The sequence below is a fragment of the Nonomuraea sp. NPDC059023 genome (assembly GCF_042740095.1).
Taxonomy (GTDB): Bacteria; Actinomycetota; Actinomycetes; order Streptosporangiales; family Streptosporangiaceae; genus Nonomuraea.
In genome coordinates this window covers 100,656-121,109 of sequence record NZ_JBHYIO010000030.1, presented here as the reverse complement: position 1 = coordinate 121,109, position 20,454 = coordinate 100,656, and the positions used below count along the sequence as shown (strand labels likewise).

The window sequence follows — 20,454 nt, the reverse complement described above, 5'->3', positions numbered from 1 at the left end:
TCCGCTGACCCGGTCGTGACCCTGGAGTCAAGGGCAGATGAACAGCGTCAGTCATGCTCCAGCTCCTCGAGCAGGGAAATCGCCCCGTCGTGGGTGATTCCCAGCGCGGTGTAGCGGGCGACGGCCTCGCGGCAGGCGCGCAGCGCGTCGTCGTGGAGCTCCAGCCAGTCGAGCGCGACCGCCTCGTCGTAGGCCAGTTCGGCGAGATCCTGGGGCGACTCCTCCCGCGCCGCCTCGACGACGGGCCGGGCCCGCGCGTAGGCGGCGCGGATCTCCTCCCCCTCGTCGGCGGCGTAGTACACGGACTTGGCGTAGCCGAGCATGGCCCGCGCCTCCCCCGCCCGGTCGCCCGCCCGCCGGTACAGACCGGCCGCGCGCTCGAACAGCGCCGCCGCCTCGGCGTCCTCGCCGTCGCCGCGCAGCTTTCCCGCGCGTGCGAGCAGCCTGGCGGGGTCGCTCTCCCCGGCCGCGGGCGTGAGCACCAGTCGCGTGAGGTACGGCGCCGCCGCCAGCACCTCCTCCAGGTCGCGCAGGTGTTCGCCGGTGCCGTTGCGGGCGTCGAAGGCCGCCGCGACGCCGCGCGCGCCCGCCTCCATCTCGGCCCGCAGCCCGGCGACCGGGATGTCGGCGCCGCCGCGCCGTACCGGCGTGTCACCGTGCCCGAGCTCTTCCAGGCGGCGCAGCAGCACGGCCGCCCCGGTCATGAAGGCGCGGGCGGCGCTGGGCGAGGGCGGCCGCTCCAGCAGGTGCAGCTCGCGCTGGAGGATTTCAAGGCCGCGGCTCTCGTTGCCGGTCAGGGCCAGGAACCGCAGGTGCGTGCCCATGTCGTCGAGGTCGGACAGCCGCCCCTGGACGATCCGGTAGGCCCGCCTGTGCGCCGACGCCGCCTCCTCCAGCCGGCCCGTGCGCACGTACGGCAGCAGGAGCGCCTCCAGGATGCCCTGCGGCTGGGAGCTGCACGTCATGGCCCCGGACAGGACCGGCGCCGCCGCCACGATGGCCTCCTCGTCCCGGCCCGTCCAGGCCAGGTACGCGATCACCCCGCGCACGTCGCAGGCGGCGCAGTCGGACAGCTCGTCGCGCGGCGCGGTACGCCACCGGTGGAACCACTCCTCGGCGGCGGCCCGGTCGCCGAGGTGCTGGGCGACGTGGCAGCGGCGGGCGTACACGGCCTGCAGGCCCTCGCCGGCCTCGCGGTAGCGCCGCTCCATGTCGTCCAGGCCGTCCAGGGCGCGGCGCAGCGGGATCTCGGGGAACCTGCGCAGGCTGCCGACGATCCACTTGTACTGCCACAGCAGCCGCCACAGCCGGCGCTCGCCGAACAGCGACGGGTCGCGGTCGTAGTCGGCCAGATTGCGCGAGAAGACCGCGAACGACTTGGCCGGCTCGCCGCCGAGCTGGTAGGCGGCGGTCAGTTCGAAGCGGGTCAGCACGACCAGCCCGGGGTCACGGGCCGCCTCCGCCGCACGCAGCGCGCGCTCGGTCACGACGGTCCTGGCCTCGCCGTACGGCATGCCGTACGCCTCACCGAGCAGGCTCTCCACGTCCATGCCGGTCACCATAGATCACCAACCCCGACAGACCCCCACATTTATGGGGAGTCCAGAAGACGGCCGGGTGTCAGCTCAGCAGCGCGCCGAGCTCCCGCCGCAGGGTCTCGGGATCGCGGAAGTGCAGGCCGGTCAGGCCCGCCCGCGCGGCGCCCGCCACGTTCAGCTGCCGGTCGTCGATGAAGACGATCTCCTGCGGCGGGGCGTCCAGCGACCGGGCCATCAGCTCGAAGATCTCCCGGTCGGGTTTGACCAGGCCGAGGCGGCCGCTGTAGAAGCGGGGGCCGATCCCGGCGATCCACGGCAGCCGGTCCACGCCGTCGGCCATGGAGACCGGGGCGTTGGACAGCAACGCCACGTCCTGGCCCCGGCCGAGGAGCTCGCGCAGGAGGGCCACCGTACCGTCGTGCGGGTGTGTCCAGCTGACCACGTCGAGCGCGACCAGCCGCGACACCTCCGCGCCCGAGACCTCGCGGCCGAGCACCTTCGACCAATATTGCTCATCGCTCAGCGCGCCCCGGTCGAACTCCAGCCGGTGCGCCCAGTAGCCGCGCTCGAACGCGGCGGGCTCGGCGCCCGCGGCGCGCACCATGGCCGCGACGTCGGCCGCGGGCTGCGGCAGGGACAGGACTTCGCCGTAGTCGAAAACTATCCAGGTCATGCCAGATAGGGTCGCAGGTACGGGTCGAGCGCGCCGCATCCGAGGTACTTGCCGGCGGTGTGGAAGTCGATCCAGTCGAGGTTGACCAGTTGCTCCTCGTCGACGCCGGCGAAGCTCTCGCGCAGCTCGGGAGGGATGGCGGCGATGTCGTCCTTGTCGGCGATGTTCACCCAGCGCCCGACGCCGCGCGGCCGCTCGCCGCGGCCGTCGATCGGGGCGGGCAGCAGCTTCTCGAAGATCACGTTGCGCATGCCGAGCGGGCTGCCGAGCGTGATGAGCAGGTCCACCTCGATGTCCGGGTTGGCCCAGAGCGTCTCGTAGGTGACCACGCTGCCGAGCGAGTGGGCGATCACCACCTTCGGCCGGTGGCGGCGCAGCGACGCGGCCACCAGCCCGCGGACCTTCTCGCGGCGGCCCGCGTCGGCCAGGTAGGTGGCCACCTCGGGGCAGAACAGCTTGGCGAAGGCCGCCGCCCGCCCGTCGAGCCGGTCCAGGAGCCAGCCGGCGAACGTCTTGAGCGCGCCGGTGAGGTGCTCGCCGACGCCGAGTTCCTTGGCCCAGGCGGCCAGCACCATCTGCTCGCGCACCCGCATGGCCTCCGCCTCGCGAACTCCGGGCGGGCGCGGCTCGTTGAGCAGGTGTGCGAAGTAGGCGACCTCGGCGAAGTACGCGCGCGTCTCGCCCCCGAGCGACGCGTGGAGGTAGCCGTCCCACTTGGCGCGCATCGCCGCCGCCGCGCGGGCGACGTCGTTTCCGGCCTCCAGGTAGTACTTGTACTTGCCGATCCCGTGCACGCCGACGATCGCCGTCACAGCGCCTCCCCACTTGGCCCCGTTGGTGTCGGCAAGATCGTGGCATATCCGACTTGCAGTTGGATTGACCGCCTTTAGGCTTGCCTAAAGGTTTAGGTAGAGCTAAAGTGGAGTCAGTCAGCAGAGAGTGAGCCGGAGATGGCCAGCAGACGCGAGGACACGTCGCCGTTCGCGCAGGAAGTCGTGGACGAGATCACCTGGTACATGCGCGAACACAAGATCACTCGCGCTGACCTGGCCGCCTCCATGGGCGTGTCGGCGGGCCGCGTCAGCCAGATCCTCTCGGGCGACGAGAACCTCACCCTGCGCACGCTCGGCGCCGTCGTCACGGCCCTCGGCGCCCGCCTCGACTTCACCCTCTCCGACGCCGAGGACCAGCACACCTAGGCATCCGTGCCGGGGCTCGCCTCGAACCGCGCGCGCAGCGGCCCGTTGGCCCGCAGCACGTGCAGGAAGCCCGACATCCCGCCGGCCGCGAACGTGGCCAGGTCATCCCCCAGCGCCACCGCCCTGGTCACCGCAACGTCGTCGTCGAAGCGGGCCAGCTCGCGCCCGTCGTAACGGTCGAAGACCGTGACGCACTGGTCCTCAGCCGCCGTGACCAGCAGCCGGCCGCGTACGTGCAGCCCGGTCACCGGGCCCGCGAAGGGGCCGAACGCGCGGCGCGCGATACCCGTGCGCAGCTGCCAGCTCCTGACCATGCGGTCGACACCGCAGGTGAACAGCCACTCCCCGCAGATGCGCAGGTCGAGCACGAGGCCCTCGTGCGCGGGAAACCCCCACACGGGCGCGCCGCTCCTGGTCCAGAGGTGGACCTCGCCCCCGGCCGTGCCCGCGACGACCAGGTCGCCGGACAGGTCGACGGCGGAGACCCACTCGCCCACGACGAGTTCGACCGTGTCGGTGGCCAGGTCGGCCACGCAGATCCAGTTGCCGGTCGACGGGGGACCGCCGAGGGAGTTGGCCGGGGTGTAGTAGGGCCGCACGACCACGGCACAGGAGTCGCCGCACAGCCGCGCGCCCACCACGGCCTGGTGCGCCTCCAGGATGGTCTCGCGCGCCGACCCGCCGGCGCGCACGGGCGCCGACGCCGCCGGGTCGGTCCACCGGCGCCGGTCGCGGACGGTGAACTCGCTGCGCTTCGGATGGTCGAAGGTGCTGTGGACGAGCCACCGGTCGTTGGCGGCGAGGACGCGCACCGCCTTACCGGCCGAGGCGCTCGCGCGCAGCGTGGCCGTGCGCCAGTCCCACTCCTCGATCGTGCCCGACAGCGTCCCGGCGAAGACGGACTCTCCTTCCCTTTCGAGCGCCGAGATCGGGGGCCGGTGGAAGCGCCCGCCCGCGGGCGGCGCCTGCGGGCGCCGCCGGTCCCAGATCCTGATCGTGGCGTCGTGGGAGGTCGTGAGCAGCGCCTCGCCCGCCGGGTGAATGCTCGTGATGAGCTCGGAGTGGCCTTCGAGACAGCCGACGGGCGGCTGGTCGAGCCGGTCGTAGACGTCCACGACGTGCCCGCCGACGAGCGTGCGGGCCCCGTCGCGGGCGACCGCCGACACCGTCGCCGCATAGCCCCAGATGTCGCACGCGGCGTCGGCCGACCGCGGCTGATCGCCCTGCCGCGCGGCCTCCGCCCTCCGCCGGAACAGCAGCCCCGGCACGTCGGGCACGTCCGTCCAGCGCACCGCCAGGCACACCGCCTCGCCCATCACGAACGGGATCGTGCGGATGCCGACCTGCCCGTTCGTGCCACCGAGCCACTCCTGCCTGCGCAAGTCGTAGACGTAGGTGTGGCGCGACGAACCGTTGTGATGCAGCAGGTACGGCGGCGCCAGGAATACCTCGTCGGGCCGGCCGGAGGTGGATCCGGTGTCGGCGTCGAGCGTCACGCGCGTGTGCCGGATCCAGTCCAGGAGCTCGATCCGGTTGTTCATCTCCCCGTTCGTGACGGCGGCCAGCGTCCCGCACACGTGCGTGCAGTAGCCCTCGCCCACGTCCGGAAGATCACCGCCGAGGTCGCGGACGTGCTCACCGGTGCGCCAGTTCCAGATCTGCACGGGCGCCCGCGGCCGCTGGCCGGACCGCGAGCCGTGGGCGCCGCCGACGGCCATCAGCTCGCCCTGGACGGCCAGCGACCACGGCTGCCCGACCTCGCAGGCAAGGACGGAGACGCGCTCGTGGCGGCGCCAGTCCCAGACGCCGACCGTGCCGTCGTTCTGCCCCGTCAGCAGGTACGCGCCGTCCTCGCTGAGCGCCGCGGACAGGATCGGCGAGCCCACGTGCACCCTGGTGTGCACGCCGCGGTCGGCGGGCAGGAGGTGGACCCGCTCCGGCAGCAGCGACGGCGCGGACTCGTAGCGGCGGGCCTCCTCCAGCAGCCGCTCGACCATCGGCAGGCCCGGCGGCACGCCGGCGAGCCGTCCCACGAGCTGGGCGGCCAGCTGCGCCGGGTCCGACAGCGCCGGCCCCGCCATGCGCAGCGCGGCGGTGACGAACTCGCCGTCGCGATCCGGGCAGCGCTCGGCGTAGTCGGCGATGAGCCCGGCCGCCGGTGTCGCCTGGAGCCTGCGGTACACCCAGTCGAAGTCGGACAGCAGCCGCCTGATCTCCTCGTCCCTGCCGAGCTGGTGCAGGTGGTGGATGAGGAAGGTCCAGGCGTACGCGTCGGGCGGATGGCGCGGGTCGCCCCACGACTCCAGGAGCCGGCGGTGCAGGAGGTCCAGGTCGCCGGCCCTGCCCACGATCAGCCGCTGGACGACGTCGTGCAGCCGCAGCAGGCGGCGCCTGACGTCGTAGCGGGTGAACAGGGCCAGCCGGTACATCTCCTCCACCGCGTCCTCGGCGGCCAGCGCGTCGTAACCCGCCGTCGCCCGCCACAGTCGCCAGATCGTGCCGAACGGGACGTCCGCGCCCGCCGGGAAGACGGCGAGCTCGGCGAAGCGGGCCCGGTGCTCGGGCCTGAGCAGCGACACGCTCGCGTCCAGCGACGACGAGATCGCCGCGTTGCGGTCCTCGTCGCTGTGGCGGTCGAGGTAGCCGACGTCGAGCGCGAGGCGCCGCTCCACGTGCGCCACCGCCTCGGCCGTCGTACGGCCCGCGGCCACGAGCGAGCGCAGTTCGGCGCCGACGAGTTCGAGCATGAGCGGCCACTCCCCCAGCCGCCCGGCCAGAGCGGTCAGCAGGGCCGCGGCCGCGGCGTCCGGCGGCTCCGGCTGCCATCTCATGAGGAGCTCGGCGGCCTGCTCCGCGGTGAGCTCCCCGACGGGCACCGGACGACCGCCCGCCCGGCCCAGGACCGCGTCGAGCCGCGTGGTGACCAGGCAGGGCGTACCGGTGAAGAGGAAGTACGGCAGCAGGCCCGCCGACCAGACGTCGTCCAGCACGAGCAGGACGGCGCGCCCGGCGAGCAGGGAGCGCAGCTGGGCGGAGGCGGCGCCGAGGTCGTTGGCGGCGTGGGTGTGCGGGGCCAGCAGCCGGATCTGGTCGTGCAGCAGCGCGACCGCGCCCTCGCGCGTGGTGGCCTGGCCGAAGCGCAGCCACAGGACGCCGTCGCGGAAGGCGGCGCGGACGCGGTCGTCGTGGCAGGCGGCGGCCGCCAGCGTCGACTTGCCGAACCCTCCGCCGCCGTGCACGACCACGACGGCCCCGCCGAGCAGGCGCCCGACGACGCCTTCGAGCTCCCTGGGCCGTGGCACGAAGTGGCGCGGCAGGCCGGGCGCCGTGAACGGCGGCGCGCCGGCCGCCTCCGGAACCACCATGAACGTGTTGAACTGCTGGTTCCCGTCGCCGATCTGGACGCCCTGGGCGGCGCGCGCGTCCACCCGGTCACCGGCCGGGCGGGGCGTGGAACACGTTGGCCTGCTGGTTGTTGTCACCCACTTGCACGCCGTGCGCGCCGCGCGCGTCGACCGTGTACCTGCCCGCCCGCGACCCCGCCGCGTCGGCCAGTTCCATCAGCGTCCGCGCCGCCGTGACCAGCTCGCCGTCGCCCTCGGCGCCGGCGGCGGCCAGCTCGGCCAGCAGGGGGTTGCGCCAGGTGCCGGGTGCCTGTTCGTGGCGATCCAGCGCCAGCTCGCCGTCGGGACGGCCGTCGAGCCGCCGTCTGGCCAGCCCCTTCAACGCCTCGTACGCGTCCTTGACCGCCGCCGACGCGGTGTCCTTCAGCCCCAGCGCCGCGCCCGCGGCCAGCGCCGTCACGACCAAGGTGACCGGATCCATCCCGCCTCCTCTGGGAGATGCGGCCATGGTGTCACCTCCCGCTCCCGCGCGGCAGCCGGTTGCGGCTAGGGATGCGGGCGTACCGGCCCGGCGGCGAGACGTGAGGGCGGAGTGTAGAGGGGTAGCGAACGGTAACCGCTGCGATAGGCCGACGACAGCAGGCGCAGCAGTTCGCTCTCCGCGTCGTGGCGCAGGATGCCGCGCAGGCGGGTCAGGTCGTTGAGGTAGCGGTCGTAGCGTGCCAGGCGGGTGTGGCGGGAGCCGCCCAGGGCGGTGACGACCTTGGAGCGCGGGGCGCCGTCCTCGATCAGGGCGGCCACGTCGAGTTTTCTGTCGATGGCGTCGAGGCGGGCGTGGATGCGTTCGCGGCGCCGTTCTTCGGGGGTCAGGCGTTCGCCGATGCGCTCGTGGTAGCGGTTGGCGGCCATGCTGAGCTCGTACACGCTCCACTCGTCGTCGATCCGTCTCTCGCACCAGGCGCGCTGATCCTCGGCCATCGCCTGGTCGAGTCTGGCCAGCAGCGAGACCAGCCAGAACGTCGCCGCCTCCTTCGCCAGCGAGCGGCGGCCCTCCTCGTGGGCGCGTACCTGGCTGAGCCATAACCCGCTGGGCGCCACCGCGCCGAGCAGGGTGGCGAGGTTGTCGTTGAGCATCGCGCCGAACAGGAGGGCGACCCCCGCCGAGACCAGCCCGGTCAGCAGGATGATGGACACCGCCAGCCAGCGTCCCTCGGGTCCGAAAGGGCGGCCCTTGCCCTGGCAGCGCAGCAGCAGGAACGCCGTCGCCGAGATCACGGCCAGCACCACCGTCAGGCCTATGCGCACGGCAAGGTCGTCCATGGAATCCGCCTCTCCCGCAGAGCGTTCCCCTCATAGTCACATGCGCGCGCTGATCGGCACATCCGGAAAATCCGTTGCTGGCCGCACATACCGGGCAGATACCGTAGAGGAGCACTCACCAAAGGAGATCTCCCATGCCCGCCCCGCTGGTCGTCAACGACTCGGTCGTCGTCCCGGACGCCGAGCTCGTCTGGCGTTTCTCCCGTTCGTCGGGACCGGGCGGCCAGGGCGTGAACACCACCGACAGCCGGGTGGAACTCCTCTTCGACGTCTCCGCCACGACCGCGCTGCCCCCCGCCCTGAAGGAGCGCGCGCTGGCCCGGCTGGGCGGGCCGATGATCACCATCGCCGCCTCGGAGTACCGCTCGCAGCTGCGCAACCGTGAGGCCGCCGTCCAGCGCCTGGCCCAGCGGCTGCGCGAGGCCATCGCACCGCCGCCCAAGCGCCGCCGCGCGACCAAGCCCACCCGGGGCTCGGTCGAGCGCCGCCTGGCCTCCAAGAAGGCCCGCTCCGACGTGAAGCGCCTGCGCCGCGACGTCTAGCGGGGTACGGCGGCGCGCCCGCCTCTTCGGCGGCCATCTCGGAACCGAGCCCGCGCCTTCGGCGAGACCGGCGCCCGAACCCCTGACCCGCCGCTCCGTGCGGCATTACGGGAAGGGGTTCGGGGGGTGGGGTCAGGCGGGGACGGCCACCCGGATGGTGCGGATCTCGGCTTTCAGGATGCGGGCGGCCTCCTCCGGCTCGTGGGTGGGGGCGGTGCACAGGAAGAGGGTGTGGCCGTCCGGGCCACCGAGGGCGCAGGCGAAGACGCCCACGTCCCCGGTGCTGATCTCCTGGACGATCTCGCCGCCCTCCCGCACCCGGATCGCCCGGTTGCCGCCCGCGTCGGCCACCCAGACGGCGCCCTCGCCGTCCAGCGCGATGCCGTCGGGGTTGGCGGAGCCCAGGTCCGCCCACACGCGGCGGTTCACCAGGGCGCCGTCGGGGGCGAGGTCGAAGGCGGTCAGCCGGTTGGCGTAGGACTCGGCGATGATGAGGGTGCGGCCGTCCGGGGTGATGGCGGGGCCGTTCGGGAAGGCCATGTCGCCGGCCGCCTCGCGCACGCCGCCGTCCGGGTCCACCCGGTACAGGCTGGTCGGCGCCCCGCCGAAGTCGCACGCCCCCGCGTAGGCGCGGCCCGACGGGTCCACGACCAGGTCGTTCACCGGCAGGTCGGTCAGTGCGGACAGGTCGGCGTGCACGCTCGTCTCGCCGTCGGCGATCCGGAGCACCTGGCGGTCCATCATCGAGACGACCAGCAGGCTTCCGTCGGGCAGCCGGCCCAGCCCGGAAGGCGACCCCGGGACCTCGGCCACCACCTCGGCGGTGCCGTCCATCGAGACCGCCAGGACGTGGCGCCGCCAGAAGTCCGACACCCACAGCCGGCCCTCGTGCCAGCGCGCGCCCTCGAAGAACGCGCCGCCGCCGATGAGAGTCTCCATCTGACTTCCTCCAAGTTGTGAGGTTGTGTTCTCATCGGGGACGTAGAAGCCGGGGCGACGTTCTCGACATGCCGGGCCCAGGATTTCCGCACTGATTTTTCCCGCACGCCTCCGGCACGGTTCTCGGACGGGGTCCGAGCGTCGTGGGTGGTCAGTAGGTGACGGTGATGGTGCGGGCGGGGCCGTCCACGCGGATCTGGCCGCCGTACGGGATGACCACCTGGGGGTCGGTGTGGCCGAAGTCGACGTCGAAGACCGCCAGCGTGTCCGGGGCGTAGTGAGCGAGGGCCTTCAGGACCGCCGCGCGCTGGTCGCGGGCGTATGCGGTCTGCTCTTCCGGAGTCAGGGGGCGGTTGAAGGACCAGGCCTTGGCGCGGCCGACCAAGATAGCCGGAAATTTCGCGAGAAGTCCGCGTTCGCCCATGTTGCGGAGGATGCGGAAGACCTCCTCGGAGGATGGCAGTTCCTCGCTGGTCTCGACGATCAGAACCATGCCCTCGTACGCCGGCGCGGCCCGGATGCCGCGATCGGCCATCAGGAGCCAGGACAGGATCTCCAGGTTCCCGCCCCAGGTGGCGCCCTCGACGACCCGGTCCGGGTTGTGCCAGTACCAGCCGTCGCACGGGCGCGTCGGCGCTGGCGCGTCGAAGGAGGCCGGGTCGTCCCACGGCTTGTCCAGATCGCTGAACTCGAAGGACTCCGGCAGCTTGTAGGGGCCGGAGGTGAACAGGGCGGCGCGCAGCGACTCGGCGCTGGCCGGGTGCATGCCGCCGCACCGTCCGAACTGGCACATGACCGACCCGCCGTGGTAGGCGACGATGCCGAGGTTCCACAGGTGGAGCAGCAGGTTGGTGTTGTCGCTGTAGCCGAAGAACGGCTTGGGGCAGGCCCGGATGACCTCGTCGTCGAGGTACGGCGTGACCGTGATCTGGTCGTCGCCGCCGATGCTGGCGATGACGGCCTTGATCGACGGGTCGGCGAAGGCGGCGTTGACGTCGGCGGCCCGCTCGCGCGCGCTCGCCCCCATGACCCGCGTGGCCGGGAACTCCACCGGCACCAGCCCGAACTCCTCACGCAACACCCGCAGCCCCGCCTCGAACGGCAGCGGCAGGATCCCCGGCAGCCCGGCCGACGGCGAGAGCACGGCCACCTTGTCCCCCGCCTGCGGTTTAGGCGGATAAATCATCATCTTCGGCCTTCCTCTCGACACCCGATCACGATGGAACGTCCTCTTTGCGGCGGAAGATCAGCACGAGCACGCGCAGCACCAAAATCGCCGCGATGACCAGCAGGTTGTAGCCCAGCAGATCGAACAGGCCGAGGTTCAGGGCCGCGACCGACACGGGCCCGCCCTCGGTCCCCAGCAGGAACACCGCCATGATCCCCGCGGTGGCCCCCAGCACGGTCAGCAGGATCTGGTGCAGCAGACCGGTGAGATAGCGCCGGTCACGCTCGTCGGCGAACAGCCGGACGTTGACCGAGAACCGCCCGTGCTCGGCCGCGCTGGCGATGCGCTCGATCCGGCGCGGCAGGCGGCGCACCATCGGCAGCAGCGCGGCCGCCTCCTGGACCACGGCCTCCTTCAGGGTGGTGCCGGACATCTGCTCGGCGAGGTAGCGGCCGGCGAAGGCGCGGGCCTCGGTGATGAGGTTGAAGCCGGGCGCCAGCCGTACCAGCGTGCCTTCGAGTGTGGCCAGCGCGCGGAAGACGGCGGCGACCTCCGGCGGGATCGACAGCCCGTACTCGGAGACGATTCTGAACAGGTCGGTGAACATGGCGGCGCTGTCCATGCCGGGCCCGAGGTGGCGGGCCATGAACTGGCCGAGCGCGCGCTCCAGCCCGGCCTCGTCGATGTCCTCGGGGCGCGGGACGACCTCCAGCAGGGCGTCGGTAACGCCGAGCGGGTCCTGCCGGTTGAGCGCCATCAGGAAACGTTGCAGGGCGGCGCGCACGGAGGCGTCCAGGCGGCCGACCGACCCGAAGTCGAGCAGGCCGAGGCTGCCGTCGTCCAGGACCATGATGTTGCCGGGGTGCGGGTCGGCGTGGAAGACGCCCTCCAGCAGGATCTGGCGCAGCAGCGTGTCGAGCAGGTCGCGGGCCAGCCGCGCGCTCTCCCCCGGTACGCCCGCCAGCGGCTTGCCGTTCAGCCGCTGCATGACCAGAACCCGGTCGGTGCACATGCGCGGGTACGGCACCGGGTAGGTGACCTGGTCGCTCGGGGTGGCGGCGACGGCGGCCATGTTGGCCGCCTCGATGCGGAAGTCGAGCTCCTCGCGGATCGCGACCGCGAACCCCTCGGCCAGGTCGCGCATGCCGAGGGATCGCCCCCACTTCGTGCGTGACTCCAGGGTGACGGCCAGCCTGCGCACGATGTCGAGGTCCTTGGCCACGACGGTGCCGATGCCGGGCCGCTGGACCTTGACCACGACCTCCTCGCCGGTGTGCAGGCGGGCGGTGTAGGCCTGGGCGATGGAGGCGGCGGCGAGCGGGACCCGGTCGAAGGCGGCGAACACCTGGTCGACGGGCCCGCCGAGCTCGGCGGCGAGCACCGGCTCGATGCGCTCCCACGGCAGCGGCGCCACCTGGTCCTGAAGCCGGCCGAGCTCGTCGACGAACTCGGGCGGAAGCAGGTCGCGCCTGGTGGAGAGCACCTGGCCGAGTTTGACGAAGGTGACGCCGCCCTCGTCGAGTGCCTCGCGCAGCGAGCGGGCCAGCCGTACCTTGCCGGAGCGGTCGTGCAGGCTCTCGCCCCGGCCGCGCAGGTAGGGGCCGAGGCCGTGCCTGATCGCGATGCGGGTGATCTGGGAGTAGCGGCGGCCACGGGAGATCCGGCCACGCAGTCCCTTGATCACCTCGATGGGGCCGGGGATGGAGCCGGGCGGCACGAGCGCCTCGGCCATCACCAGGATCACCATCGGGATCAGGACGGCCAGCATGCCGAGCATGAGCATGACCCAGACGGCGCCGAAGCCCGGGTCCTCCCCCGGCCGGAGGTTCTGGAACCCCCCGATGATCGGCGCGAAGATCGGCCCCGACAACGCGAAGCCGATCGCCGCGGCGAGGAACACGCGGAACCCGCCGAGATGGACGCCCAGCAGCCGCTGCGCCAGCCTGGCCACGATCAAGACCATGACCAGGACGGCGAACGAGAAGAAAAGGGAGGTCTGGACGTCCATGCGGGAGATCATCCCATGTTGGCGGCCCTGGCCCTGCGCTCTTCCCTGCGGGCGACGAACCGTGCGGCCGTGACCTCGGTCTTCTCCAGGAACCCGGCCAGCTCCTCGCGGGCCTTCTCGCCCTCGGCGTCCAGCCCGGTCTGGTCGAAGACGGCCCACTGGCGCAGCACCGGCATGAGGACGTCGTCCAGGTGCAGGCGCAGGTCGTAGATGCCCTCGTTGGCGATGATCATCGCCTTGCGGGCGAAGCCCTGGATGCCGGAGCCGGGCATCTGGAAGGTGGTGACCACGTCGGTGACGGCGCGCATGGTCTGGTTGGGGTCCAGCTCGAAGGCGGCCTTGAGCAGGTTGCGGTAGAAGAGCATGTGCAGGTTCTCGTCGGCGGCGATCCTGGCCAGCAGCCGTTCGCAGCCCTCGTCGCCGGTGGCCCTGCCGGTGTTGCGGTGGGAGATGCGGGTGGCCAGCTCCTGGAAGGAGACGTAGGCCAGCTGCTGGAGCATGGTGCCGTACTCGGTCTGGAAGCCCTGCTCCATGTGGATCATCCGGGCCCGCTCCAGCGCCACCGGGTCGACGGCGCGGGTGACGGTGAGGTAGTCGCGGATCGCGGTGCCGTGCTTGTCCTCCTCGGCGGTCCAGCGGTGCACCCAGGTGCCCCACGCGCCGTCACGGCCGAACGTGGTGGCGATCTCGTGGTGGTAGCTGGGGAGGTTGTCCTCGGTGAGGAGGTTCACGATCAGCGACACCCGCGCCGACTCGGGGATCTTGGAGTCGCTGTCCTGCCAGGCCTCGCCCTGGTAGATGCCGTCGAAGTCGCGGCCCTGACTCCAAGGAACGTACTCGTGCGGGAACCACTCTTTGGCCACCTTGAGATGGCGGTCGAGCTCGCCCGCGACCACGGGCTCCAGCGCGTGCAGCAGTTCCGTCTGAGTCATCGCCATAAAAGATCGTCTCCTTGAAGTTACGGCACCGTAGGTTAGGCTACCCGATGGGCAAAACCGCCTTTTGTGTGCGAAACCCACAAGGATCAGGCCGAGCGGTCCTCCATTTCCCACAGATGGTCGAGGACGTGCCACGTGACGCGGCGCACGACGTAACGCGGCGTCCACTTGTGGTCCCAGCCGCCCTGCCACGGCCGCCCCAGCACGGCGGCGAGTTCGTCGCGCATCGCGTCGCGGTCCGCCGCCGACTTGTAGGGCGGGTGGCGCACGCCGGCCTGGCGGGCGTAGTTGCGCTCGGCCTCGGTGACGTGATTCACCATCTTCGTCCGGTCGCGGCCCCCGCCGCGTGGCCCCTTGCGCAGCTCCTCCGGCGAGATCGCCGCCGTCTCGTCGAACAACCGCCAGGCCGCGCGCATGAGCGCGACGTCACGGGCGGCGGCGTCCGCGCCGAGCGCCGCGTGGTCGGCCTCCGGCTCCTTCTCCGGCGCACCGAAGTCGGTGGTGGCGCCGCCCTTCAGCCGCTCGGCGACCTCGGGCTCGCCCGGCTCGAAGGCGAGCGCGGCCCGTCCGGCCACGACGGCGTAGCGGGGCGCGTAGTGCATGAGGTTCTCGATCGCCTGCTCCTCCGACCTGCCGCTACGGCACCAGCCGGGCCACTCCAGCGAGCAGGCGAAGACCCTCTTCAGGCCGCTTTCCAGGTAGATGCGGGTCATGTTTTCCAGCCTCGCAGTCATACCTGTCAGTACGTGTCAGATTAGGTCGATGAGATCGGCGACCGACTCCACGACCAGCGACGGCCGGTACGGATACCGGTCCACCTGGTCTCGCTGGATCACGCCGGTCAGGACGAGGATCGTGTAGAGGCCGGCCTCCATGCCGGCGACGATGTCGGTGTCCATCCGGTCGCCGATCATCGCGGTGTTCTCGCTGTGGCCCTCGATCGCGTTGAGCGCGCTGCGCATCATGCCCGGATTGGGCTTGCCGACGAAGTACGGCTCGACGCCGGTCGCCTTGGTGATCAGCGCGGCGACCGCACCGGTGGCCGGCAGCGAACCCTCGTTTGTGGGACCGACGGGGTCGGGGTTGGTGGCGATGAAGCGGGCGCCGGACTCGATGAGGCGGATGGCGCGGGTGATCTGGGTGAAGCTGTAGGTGCGGGTCTCGCCGAGCACCACGTAGTCGGGGTCGAGGTCGGTCAACACGTAACCGGCCTCGTGCAGCGCGGTGGTCAGCCCCGCCTCGCCGACGACGTACGCGGAACCGCCGGGGCGCTGGTCCTGAAGGAACTGGGCCGTAGCCAGGGCCGAGGTCCAGATCGACTCGGGCGGCACGTCGAGGCCGGCGGCGCGCAGCCGTACGGAGAGGTCGCGCGGGGTGTAGATCGAGTTGTTCGTGAGCACCCGGAAGGGCTTGCCGGACTCGGCCAGCCGCTTGATGAACTCATCGGCCCCCGGCACCGGCAGCCCCTCGTGCACGAGAACGCCATCCATGTCGGACAACCAGGAGTCGATGCGCTTACGCTCAGTCACGTGGACAATCGTAGCGAGCCCCGCTTGTCAACATGGCAACAGGGATGTGAAGAATGACGGCATGTCGTCGTTCACGGAATCCGCCCAGGACATGCGGGACGAGCTCGTCCGGCTCCGCCACTCTCTGCACACCACGCCCGAGATCGGCCTCACCCTGCCACGTACGCAGGAGAAGGTCCTGGCCGCGCTCGACGGCCTTCCGCTGGAGATCACGACCGGCTCGTCGCTGAGTTCCGTCACCGCCGTGCTGCGCGGGGGGCGGCCCGGCCCCGCCGTACTGCTGCGCGGCGACATGGACGCGCTGCCCGTCGCCGAGCGCAACGACCTGCCCTACATCTCGCAGAACGACGGCCAGATGCACGCCTGCGGCCACGACCTGCACACCGCGATGCTCGCCGGGGCCGCCCACCTGCTGGCCGCGCGGCGCACGGAGCTGGCCGGGGACGTGGTGTTCATGTTCCAGCCCGGCGAGGAAGGCTACGAGGGCGCCAAGTACATGATCGACGAGGGTGTGCTCGACGCGCCCGGCCAGCGGGTCGCGGCCGCCTACGGCATGCACGTCGTGTCGGCGATGCTGCCGCCGGCGCTGTTCGCCAGCCGCCCGGGGCCGCTCATGGCGGCGGCCGACACGTTCCTGGTCACGGTGAAGGGCAAGGGCGGGCACGGCTCCTCGCCGCACCGCGCGCTCGACCCGATCCCGGCCGCGTGCGAGATGGTGACCGCGCTGCAGACGCTGGTGACGCGGCAGTTCGACGTCTTCGACCCGGTCGTCATCACGGTGGGCAGCTTCCACGCGGGCACGGTCGACAACGTCATCCCGGACGACGCGCACTTCCAGGCCACCATCCGGACCTTCAGCAAGGAGAACAGGGCGCTGGTCAAGCGGCGGGTGATCGAGGTGGTCGAGGGCATCGCCGCCGCGAACGGCATGGCCGTGGAGGCCGGGTTCGGGATGGGTTACCCGGTGACGGTCAACAACGCCTCGGAGGCGGAGTTCGCGGGGCAGACGGTCGAGGAGTTGTTCGGGCCGGGCCGGTTCTTCGTCTCGCCGCAGCCGGTGATGGGCTCGGAGGACTTCTCGTACGTGCTGGAGCAGGTGCCGGGCGCCTTCATCTTCCTGGGCGCCTGCCCGGCCGACCGCGATCCGGCCAGCGCGCCGTACAACCACTCACCCGAGGCCGCCTTCGACGACGCCGTCCTCCCCGACGGCGCCGCCCTCTACGCCGCCCTCGCCCACCTTCGCCTCTCTTCTCTCTGACAAGCCCTCCTCTACGTTACGGCGAAGCCGCCCCCACGCCACCCGCCGCCCTGGGCGGGCGCCGATCGTGGGGGTCGCTTCTCACGTCGGACAGACGCACCACCGTCACGGCCCCCCTTGACCGGCCAAGCCGTTACCGGACCGGCTAGTTGCTTTTGACCTGCCAAGCCACTGCCCGCTGCCTGATCGGTCGGGCGCTGTTTGGCTGGGTTGGCTGCTCTTTGGTGGGTTGGTTGGGTGGCTCCTGGGTGGGGTGGGTTCTTGACTCGGTCATATGGTGGAGGGGTGATCGGTCTGGAGCGTGCGGTGGTGGACGGGCGGCCGGCTACCGGCGGCGACGTGGGGCTCGGGATCGCCGCCCGAGGCGGGCACTTCACCGCCATGCAGGTCAGGAACCACGCGGTTCGTGGTCTGGATCTGCATCTCGACCGTCTCGACCAGGCCACGGAGGAGCTCTACGGCCTGCCCGTCGACCGTGACCTGGTCGTCGAGTCGATCGCCGCCGCGCTCGGCGGTGACCTGCACGACGCCTCGGTCCGGGTGAACGTGGTACTGACCGCCGGACTGCACGTCATCGTGACCACGGGCGCGCCGGTCGAGGCGCCGTCCGCGCCGCGGCGGCTGATGACGGTGGCGTACCAGCGTTTTCTGCCGCACATCAAGCACGGCGGCGGGTTCCCCTCCATCCACCTGGGCCGCAGGGCCGCCGCGGAGGGCTTCGACGACGCGCTGCTCGTCGCCGACGACGGCACGATCTCCGAGGGCACGATCACGAACCTGGGCTGCTTCGACGGCTCGCGCGTCGTGTGGCCGCAGGCGGCGATGCTGGAGGGCATCACGTTGCAACTCCTGCGACGGCGGCTGCCGTTGGCCGGCATCCCGCAGACCGTCCGCACGCTGAAGCCCGCGGACCTGGCCGGTTTCGCCGCGGTCTTCCTCACGAACTCCTGGGGCGTCAGCCCCGTCGGCCAGGTGGACGATCTGGTCCTGTCCGCCGAGCCGCAGGACCTCTCCCCCATCCTCACCGTCTATGAGGACACGCCATGGGATCCGATACCCCGCCTGTAGGGACGATGCGCGCCTGGGTGGTGGACACCCCCGGGCGGCCGCTGGTCATGGAGGAACGCCCGATTCCGGTGCCGGGGCCGGGTGAGGTGCTGGTCGAGGTGGAGGCGTGCGCGCTCTGCCGTACGGACCTGCATCTGGCCGAGGGCGATCTGCCGCCGCGCCGTCCGCGGGTCACGCCCGGTCACCAGGTGGTGGGCCGCGTGCGCGGCGGCGACCGGGTGGGCGTGGCCTGGCTGCGCAGCACGTGCGGCCGGTGCCGGTACTGCCTGCGCGGCGACGAGAACCTGTGCCCGGACTCGGCCTACACCGGCTGGGACGCGCACGGCGGGTACGCCGAGTACGTGGTGGCCAGGGCCGACTACGTCTACCCGCTGCCCGGCGACGTCCCGGCCGAACGGCTGGCGCCGCTGCTGTGCGCGGGCATCATCGGCTACCGCGCCCTGATGAAGGCGGGCCTGCCGGAGTCCGGCGGCAGGCTGGGCATCTACGGCTTCGGCGCCTCCGCCCACCTCACCGCCCAGGCGGCGATCGCGCTGGGCCACACGGTCCACGTCGTCACCCGCTCGCCGGCGGCCAGGCGGCTCGCCCTGGAACTGGGCGCGGCCTCGGCCCGCGAGCACGAGCCGCCGGAGCCGCTGGAGGCGGCGATCCTGTTCGCCCCGGTAGGCGACCTCGTGCCGCCCGCCCTGGAGGCGCTCGACCGCGGCGGCACGCTGGCCGTGGCGGGCATCCACCTGACCGGCATCCCGGCGCTGGACTACGACCGCCACCTGTTCCAGGAGCGGGTGCTACGCAGCGTCACCGCCAACACGCGGCAGGACGGACGCTCCTACCTGCGCCTGGCCGGTCAGCACCCGCCGAGCGTGAAAACCACCGCCTACAGCTTCGACGAAGCCGCTCAGGCGCTCATCGAGCTGGCAAACGGGCAGGTCAGCGGCGCAGCGGTGCTTATCATCGGGTGATGGCGCCAAGCGCCACACAAGGGGTCCATGAAGGAAAGTTACATTAACCTCACAACCTCTGGAGATTATTGACGCCTCCTCCACCTGCCCATAAGGTCCGGACAACCCCAGAACTATCTCCGGAGCGGTAAATGAAGCGACTAGCAGCGGTAGTGGCGTTGCTGGGCCTTGCAGCCGGCGTGACAGCGTGTAGCGGCGGCAGCGGCACCACCAACAAGTCCGGCTCGGGCGGTGGTGGCGGGCTCTTCACCACGATCGACGTGAACAGGCCGGGCATCGACGCGAGCGCGCCGCCGAACCCGTACAACCCGAAGGGCAACGCCTTCCCGGGGTACACCACGATGAAGATCGGCTGGGTCGTCAACCACCTGACCGACCCCAACAAGGCCCTGCCGGGTATGGCGGCCAGTTGGGAGATCGCGCCGGACAACTCCTCGATCACTTTGAAGCTGCAGCCGAACGCCAAGTGGTCGGACGGCAAGCCGGTGACCGCGGAGGACGTCAAGCTCTCCATCGCCCTCGCCTACACGCAGGGCAGCACGGCCTTCGCCGTCACCCCGGGCGCCGCGGGCGCCGCGGCCGACGTCACCGTGGTGGACGACAAGACCGTCAAGATCACGCAGGATCTCTCCAACCCCAGCCCCAAGTTCGCCCGCGGCGTGCTGGACACCACGGTCCTGCCCGCCCACATCTGGAGCGCCGCGGTCCCCGCCACCATCTGGGACACGATCAAGACCGCGCGCGGTGAAGGCGCCGAGGCCGAGAAGGCCCGCGAGGACATCACCAAGCTGGGCCAGCAGGTGATCGCCTTCGCACCGCAGAAGGACATCGCCGGCGGCCCGTTCGTGCTGGAGCGGGCGAACCCCGGCGAGGCGCTGCTGGTCAAGAACAAGAACTTCTTCAACGCCGCCAACGTCGCGCCGGACCAGGTGAAGTTCCTCAACTACACCGGCAACGAGCAGATCTGGAACTACCTGACCCAGGGCAAGCTCGACCACTCCGGCTTCGTCGCCGCTCCGACCGACGTGATGAACCGCATCAAGGCCGCTCCGGGCAGCGAGGTCATCAAGGGGTACTCCCCCGTCGCCGTGAGCATGGCCTTCAACCAGAGCAAGAAGCCCTACGACAACGTGCACGTGCGCAGGGGCCTGGCCTACCTGATCGACCGCGAGCAGGTCACCAAGGTCGCCTCGCCAGAGGGCGGCACCGCCGCGACCACCACCAGCGGCATCCACCAGAAGGCGGCCGACGCCTGGATCCCCGAGACGCTGCCCAAGCTGGAGCCGTACAAGGCGGACCTGGCCAAGGCCGAGGAGGAGTTCAAGACCGCCGGCCTGACCAAGAAGGACGGCAAGTGGACGCTGGCCGACGGCTCGCCGTGGAAGGTCTCCATGCACGCGCCGGCCGGGTTCTCCGACTGGCTGTCGGCGCAGGAGAACATCAAGAGCCAGCTCACCAAGGCCGGCATCGAGGCCGAGGTCGTGACCACGGCTGACTACCCGGTCTACCTGGAAGAGCTCGCCGCGGGCAAGTACGACGTCGGCTTCTGGCTGATCGCGCTCGGGCCCGCGCCGTACGACATCTTCCAGCGCCTCTACGGCGCCTCGAACGGCTGGGCCAACGTCGGCGGCAAGATCAAGCACTCGGCCGCGGGCAAGAGCGGCAACTGGATGGGCAGCCCCGAGCAGATCGAGGTCGAGGGCGGCAAGATCAACCCCGGTGAGCTCACCGCCAAGCTGAACTCGGTCGGCCCCGACGAGGCCAAGCCGATCATGAGCCAGCTGGCCCAGGCGGCCAACCAGGACCTGCCGGTCATCCAGCTCTGGGACTACGTCAACAACCAGTTCGTGAACAACAGCCGCTTCACCGGCTGGCCCCACGACGACGAGGTCCTGCGCCTCGGAACCGGCGTCCTTCCCTCGGGTGTCTGGATCCAGCAGGGTCTGGTCAAGAAGAAGCAGTAAGGCA

The 20,454-nt window shown here is 71.3% G+C and carries 18 protein-coding genes; 6 read left to right on the top strand and 12 right to left on the bottom strand.

What is annotated here, in order from left to right; translation table 11 throughout:
• Nucleotides 1–47: 47 nt before the first annotated feature.
• The 3 genes from ACFWYW_RS40145 to ACFWYW_RS40135 all read right to left on the bottom strand — a co-directional run bounded on the left by ACFWYW_RS40145 (nucleotide 48) and on the right by ACFWYW_RS40135 (nucleotide 3,023).
• Nucleotides 48–1,550, bottom strand: coding sequence for a hypothetical protein (locus ACFWYW_RS40145; protein ID WP_379619715.1), 1,503 nt, complete (start codon nucleotides 1,548–1,550; stop codon nucleotides 48–50).
• A gap of 70 nt (nucleotides 1,551–1,620) precedes the next feature.
• Nucleotides 1,621–2,211: an HAD family hydrolase gene (locus ACFWYW_RS40140; protein WP_379619717.1), complete on the bottom strand. Its 591-nt coding sequence runs from the start codon at nucleotides 2,209–2,211 to the stop codon at nucleotides 1,621–1,623.
• Complete coding sequence (locus ACFWYW_RS40135) at nucleotides 2,208–3,023, bottom strand: hypothetical protein (protein WP_379619719.1); 816 nt, start codon at nucleotides 3,021–3,023, stop codon at nucleotides 2,208–2,210. The genes ACFWYW_RS40140 and ACFWYW_RS40135 overlap by 4 nt, the downstream gene beginning before the upstream one ends.
• Nucleotides 3,024–3,161: 138 nt before the next feature.
• On the opposite strand from ACFWYW_RS40135, the gene ACFWYW_RS40130 reads away from it, so the two are divergent.
• Entirely contained in the window at nucleotides 3,162–3,410 is a 249-nt protein-coding gene (locus ACFWYW_RS40130) for a helix-turn-helix domain-containing protein (protein WP_379619721.1), read from the top strand.
• On the opposite strand, the gene ACFWYW_RS40125 is transcribed toward ACFWYW_RS40130, so the two are convergent.
• The 3 genes from ACFWYW_RS40125 to ACFWYW_RS40115 form a co-directional block, all read right to left on the bottom strand.
• Nucleotides 3,407–6,838: an NB-ARC domain-containing protein gene (locus tag ACFWYW_RS40125; RefSeq protein WP_379619723.1), complete on the bottom strand. Its 3,432-nt coding sequence runs from the start codon at nucleotides 6,836–6,838 to the stop codon at nucleotides 3,407–3,409. The two genes, ACFWYW_RS40130 and ACFWYW_RS40125, sit on opposite strands and share 4 nt — an antisense overlap.
• A gap of 4 nt (nucleotides 6,839–6,842) precedes the next feature.
• Entirely contained in the window at nucleotides 6,843–7,235 is a 393-nt protein-coding gene (locus ACFWYW_RS40120) for a hypothetical protein (protein WP_379619725.1), read from the bottom strand.
• Between the two features lie 65 nt (nucleotides 7,236–7,300).
• The gene (locus tag ACFWYW_RS40115) at nucleotides 7,301–8,074 is read right to left on the bottom strand and encodes a hypothetical protein (RefSeq protein WP_379619728.1); all 774 of its coding nucleotides are present in this window, start codon (nucleotides 8,072–8,074) and stop codon (nucleotides 7,301–7,303) included.
• Between the two features lie 134 nt (nucleotides 8,075–8,208).
• Here ACFWYW_RS40115 and arfB point away from each other — a divergent pair, with 134 nt between their 5' ends.
• Nucleotides 8,209–8,616, top strand: coding sequence for an alternative ribosome rescue aminoacyl-tRNA hydrolase ArfB (gene arfB / locus ACFWYW_RS40110; RefSeq protein ID WP_379619730.1), 408 nt, complete (start codon nucleotides 8,209–8,211; stop codon nucleotides 8,614–8,616).
• A gap of 132 nt (nucleotides 8,617–8,748) precedes the next feature.
• Here the strand turns inward: arfB and ACFWYW_RS40105 are convergent, their stop codons facing one another.
• The 6 genes from ACFWYW_RS40105 to ACFWYW_RS40080 form a co-directional block, all read right to left on the bottom strand.
• Nucleotides 8,749–9,555 (bottom strand): SMP-30/gluconolactonase/LRE family protein, encoded by an 807-nt coding sequence (locus ACFWYW_RS40105; RefSeq protein ID WP_379619732.1) that lies wholly within the window; start codon nucleotides 9,553–9,555, stop codon nucleotides 8,749–8,751.
• A 151-nt stretch (nucleotides 9,556–9,706) separates the two neighbouring features.
• The gene (locus ACFWYW_RS40100) at nucleotides 9,707–10,744 is read right to left on the bottom strand and encodes a S66 peptidase family protein (protein ID WP_379619734.1); all 1,038 of its coding nucleotides are present in this window, start codon (nucleotides 10,742–10,744) and stop codon (nucleotides 9,707–9,709) included.
• 25 nt (nucleotides 10,745–10,769) lie between these two features.
• The gene (locus tag ACFWYW_RS40095) at nucleotides 10,770–12,731 is read right to left on the bottom strand and encodes an ABC1 kinase family protein (protein WP_379619736.1); all 1,962 of its coding nucleotides are present in this window, start codon (nucleotides 12,729–12,731) and stop codon (nucleotides 10,770–10,772) included.
• A gap of 8 nt (nucleotides 12,732–12,739) precedes the next feature.
• Complete coding sequence (locus ACFWYW_RS40090) at nucleotides 12,740–13,669, bottom strand: acyl-ACP desaturase (RefSeq protein WP_379619738.1); 930 nt, start codon at nucleotides 13,667–13,669, stop codon at nucleotides 12,740–12,742.
• Nucleotides 13,670–13,755: 86 nt separating this feature from the next.
• Nucleotides 13,756–14,382, bottom strand: a complete 627-nt coding sequence (locus ACFWYW_RS40085; RefSeq protein WP_379619740.1) for a hypothetical protein — start codon at nucleotides 14,380–14,382, stop codon at nucleotides 13,756–13,758.
• 36 nt (nucleotides 14,383–14,418) lie between these two features.
• Nucleotides 14,419–15,198: an HAD-IIA family hydrolase gene (locus tag ACFWYW_RS40080; protein WP_379619742.1), complete on the bottom strand. Its 780-nt coding sequence runs from the start codon at nucleotides 15,196–15,198 to the stop codon at nucleotides 14,419–14,421.
• 61 nt (nucleotides 15,199–15,259) lie between these two features.
• Here ACFWYW_RS40080 and ACFWYW_RS40075 point away from each other — a divergent pair, with 61 nt between their 5' ends.
• From ACFWYW_RS40075 to ACFWYW_RS40060, 4 genes are all read left to right on the top strand, one after another.
• A complete protein-coding gene (locus ACFWYW_RS40075; RefSeq protein WP_379619745.1) occupies nucleotides 15,260–16,456 on the top strand; it encodes a M20 family metallopeptidase in 1,197 nt (398 codons plus the stop codon).
• 285 nt (nucleotides 16,457–16,741) lie between these two features.
• Nucleotides 16,742–17,524 (top strand): aminotransferase class IV, encoded by a 783-nt coding sequence (locus tag ACFWYW_RS40070; protein ID WP_379619747.1) that lies wholly within the window; start codon nucleotides 16,742–16,744, stop codon nucleotides 17,522–17,524.
• Nucleotides 17,500–18,486: a zinc-dependent alcohol dehydrogenase family protein gene (locus tag ACFWYW_RS40065; protein ID WP_379619749.1), complete on the top strand. Its 987-nt coding sequence runs from the start codon at nucleotides 17,500–17,502 to the stop codon at nucleotides 18,484–18,486. Before ACFWYW_RS40070 ends, ACFWYW_RS40065 begins: the two co-directional genes overlap by 25 nt.
• A gap of 179 nt (nucleotides 18,487–18,665) precedes the next feature.
• Nucleotides 18,666–20,450, top strand: coding sequence for an ABC transporter substrate-binding protein (locus ACFWYW_RS40060; RefSeq protein ID WP_379619751.1), 1,785 nt, complete (start codon nucleotides 18,666–18,668; stop codon nucleotides 20,448–20,450).
• Nucleotides 20,451–20,454: the final 4 nt, after the last annotated feature.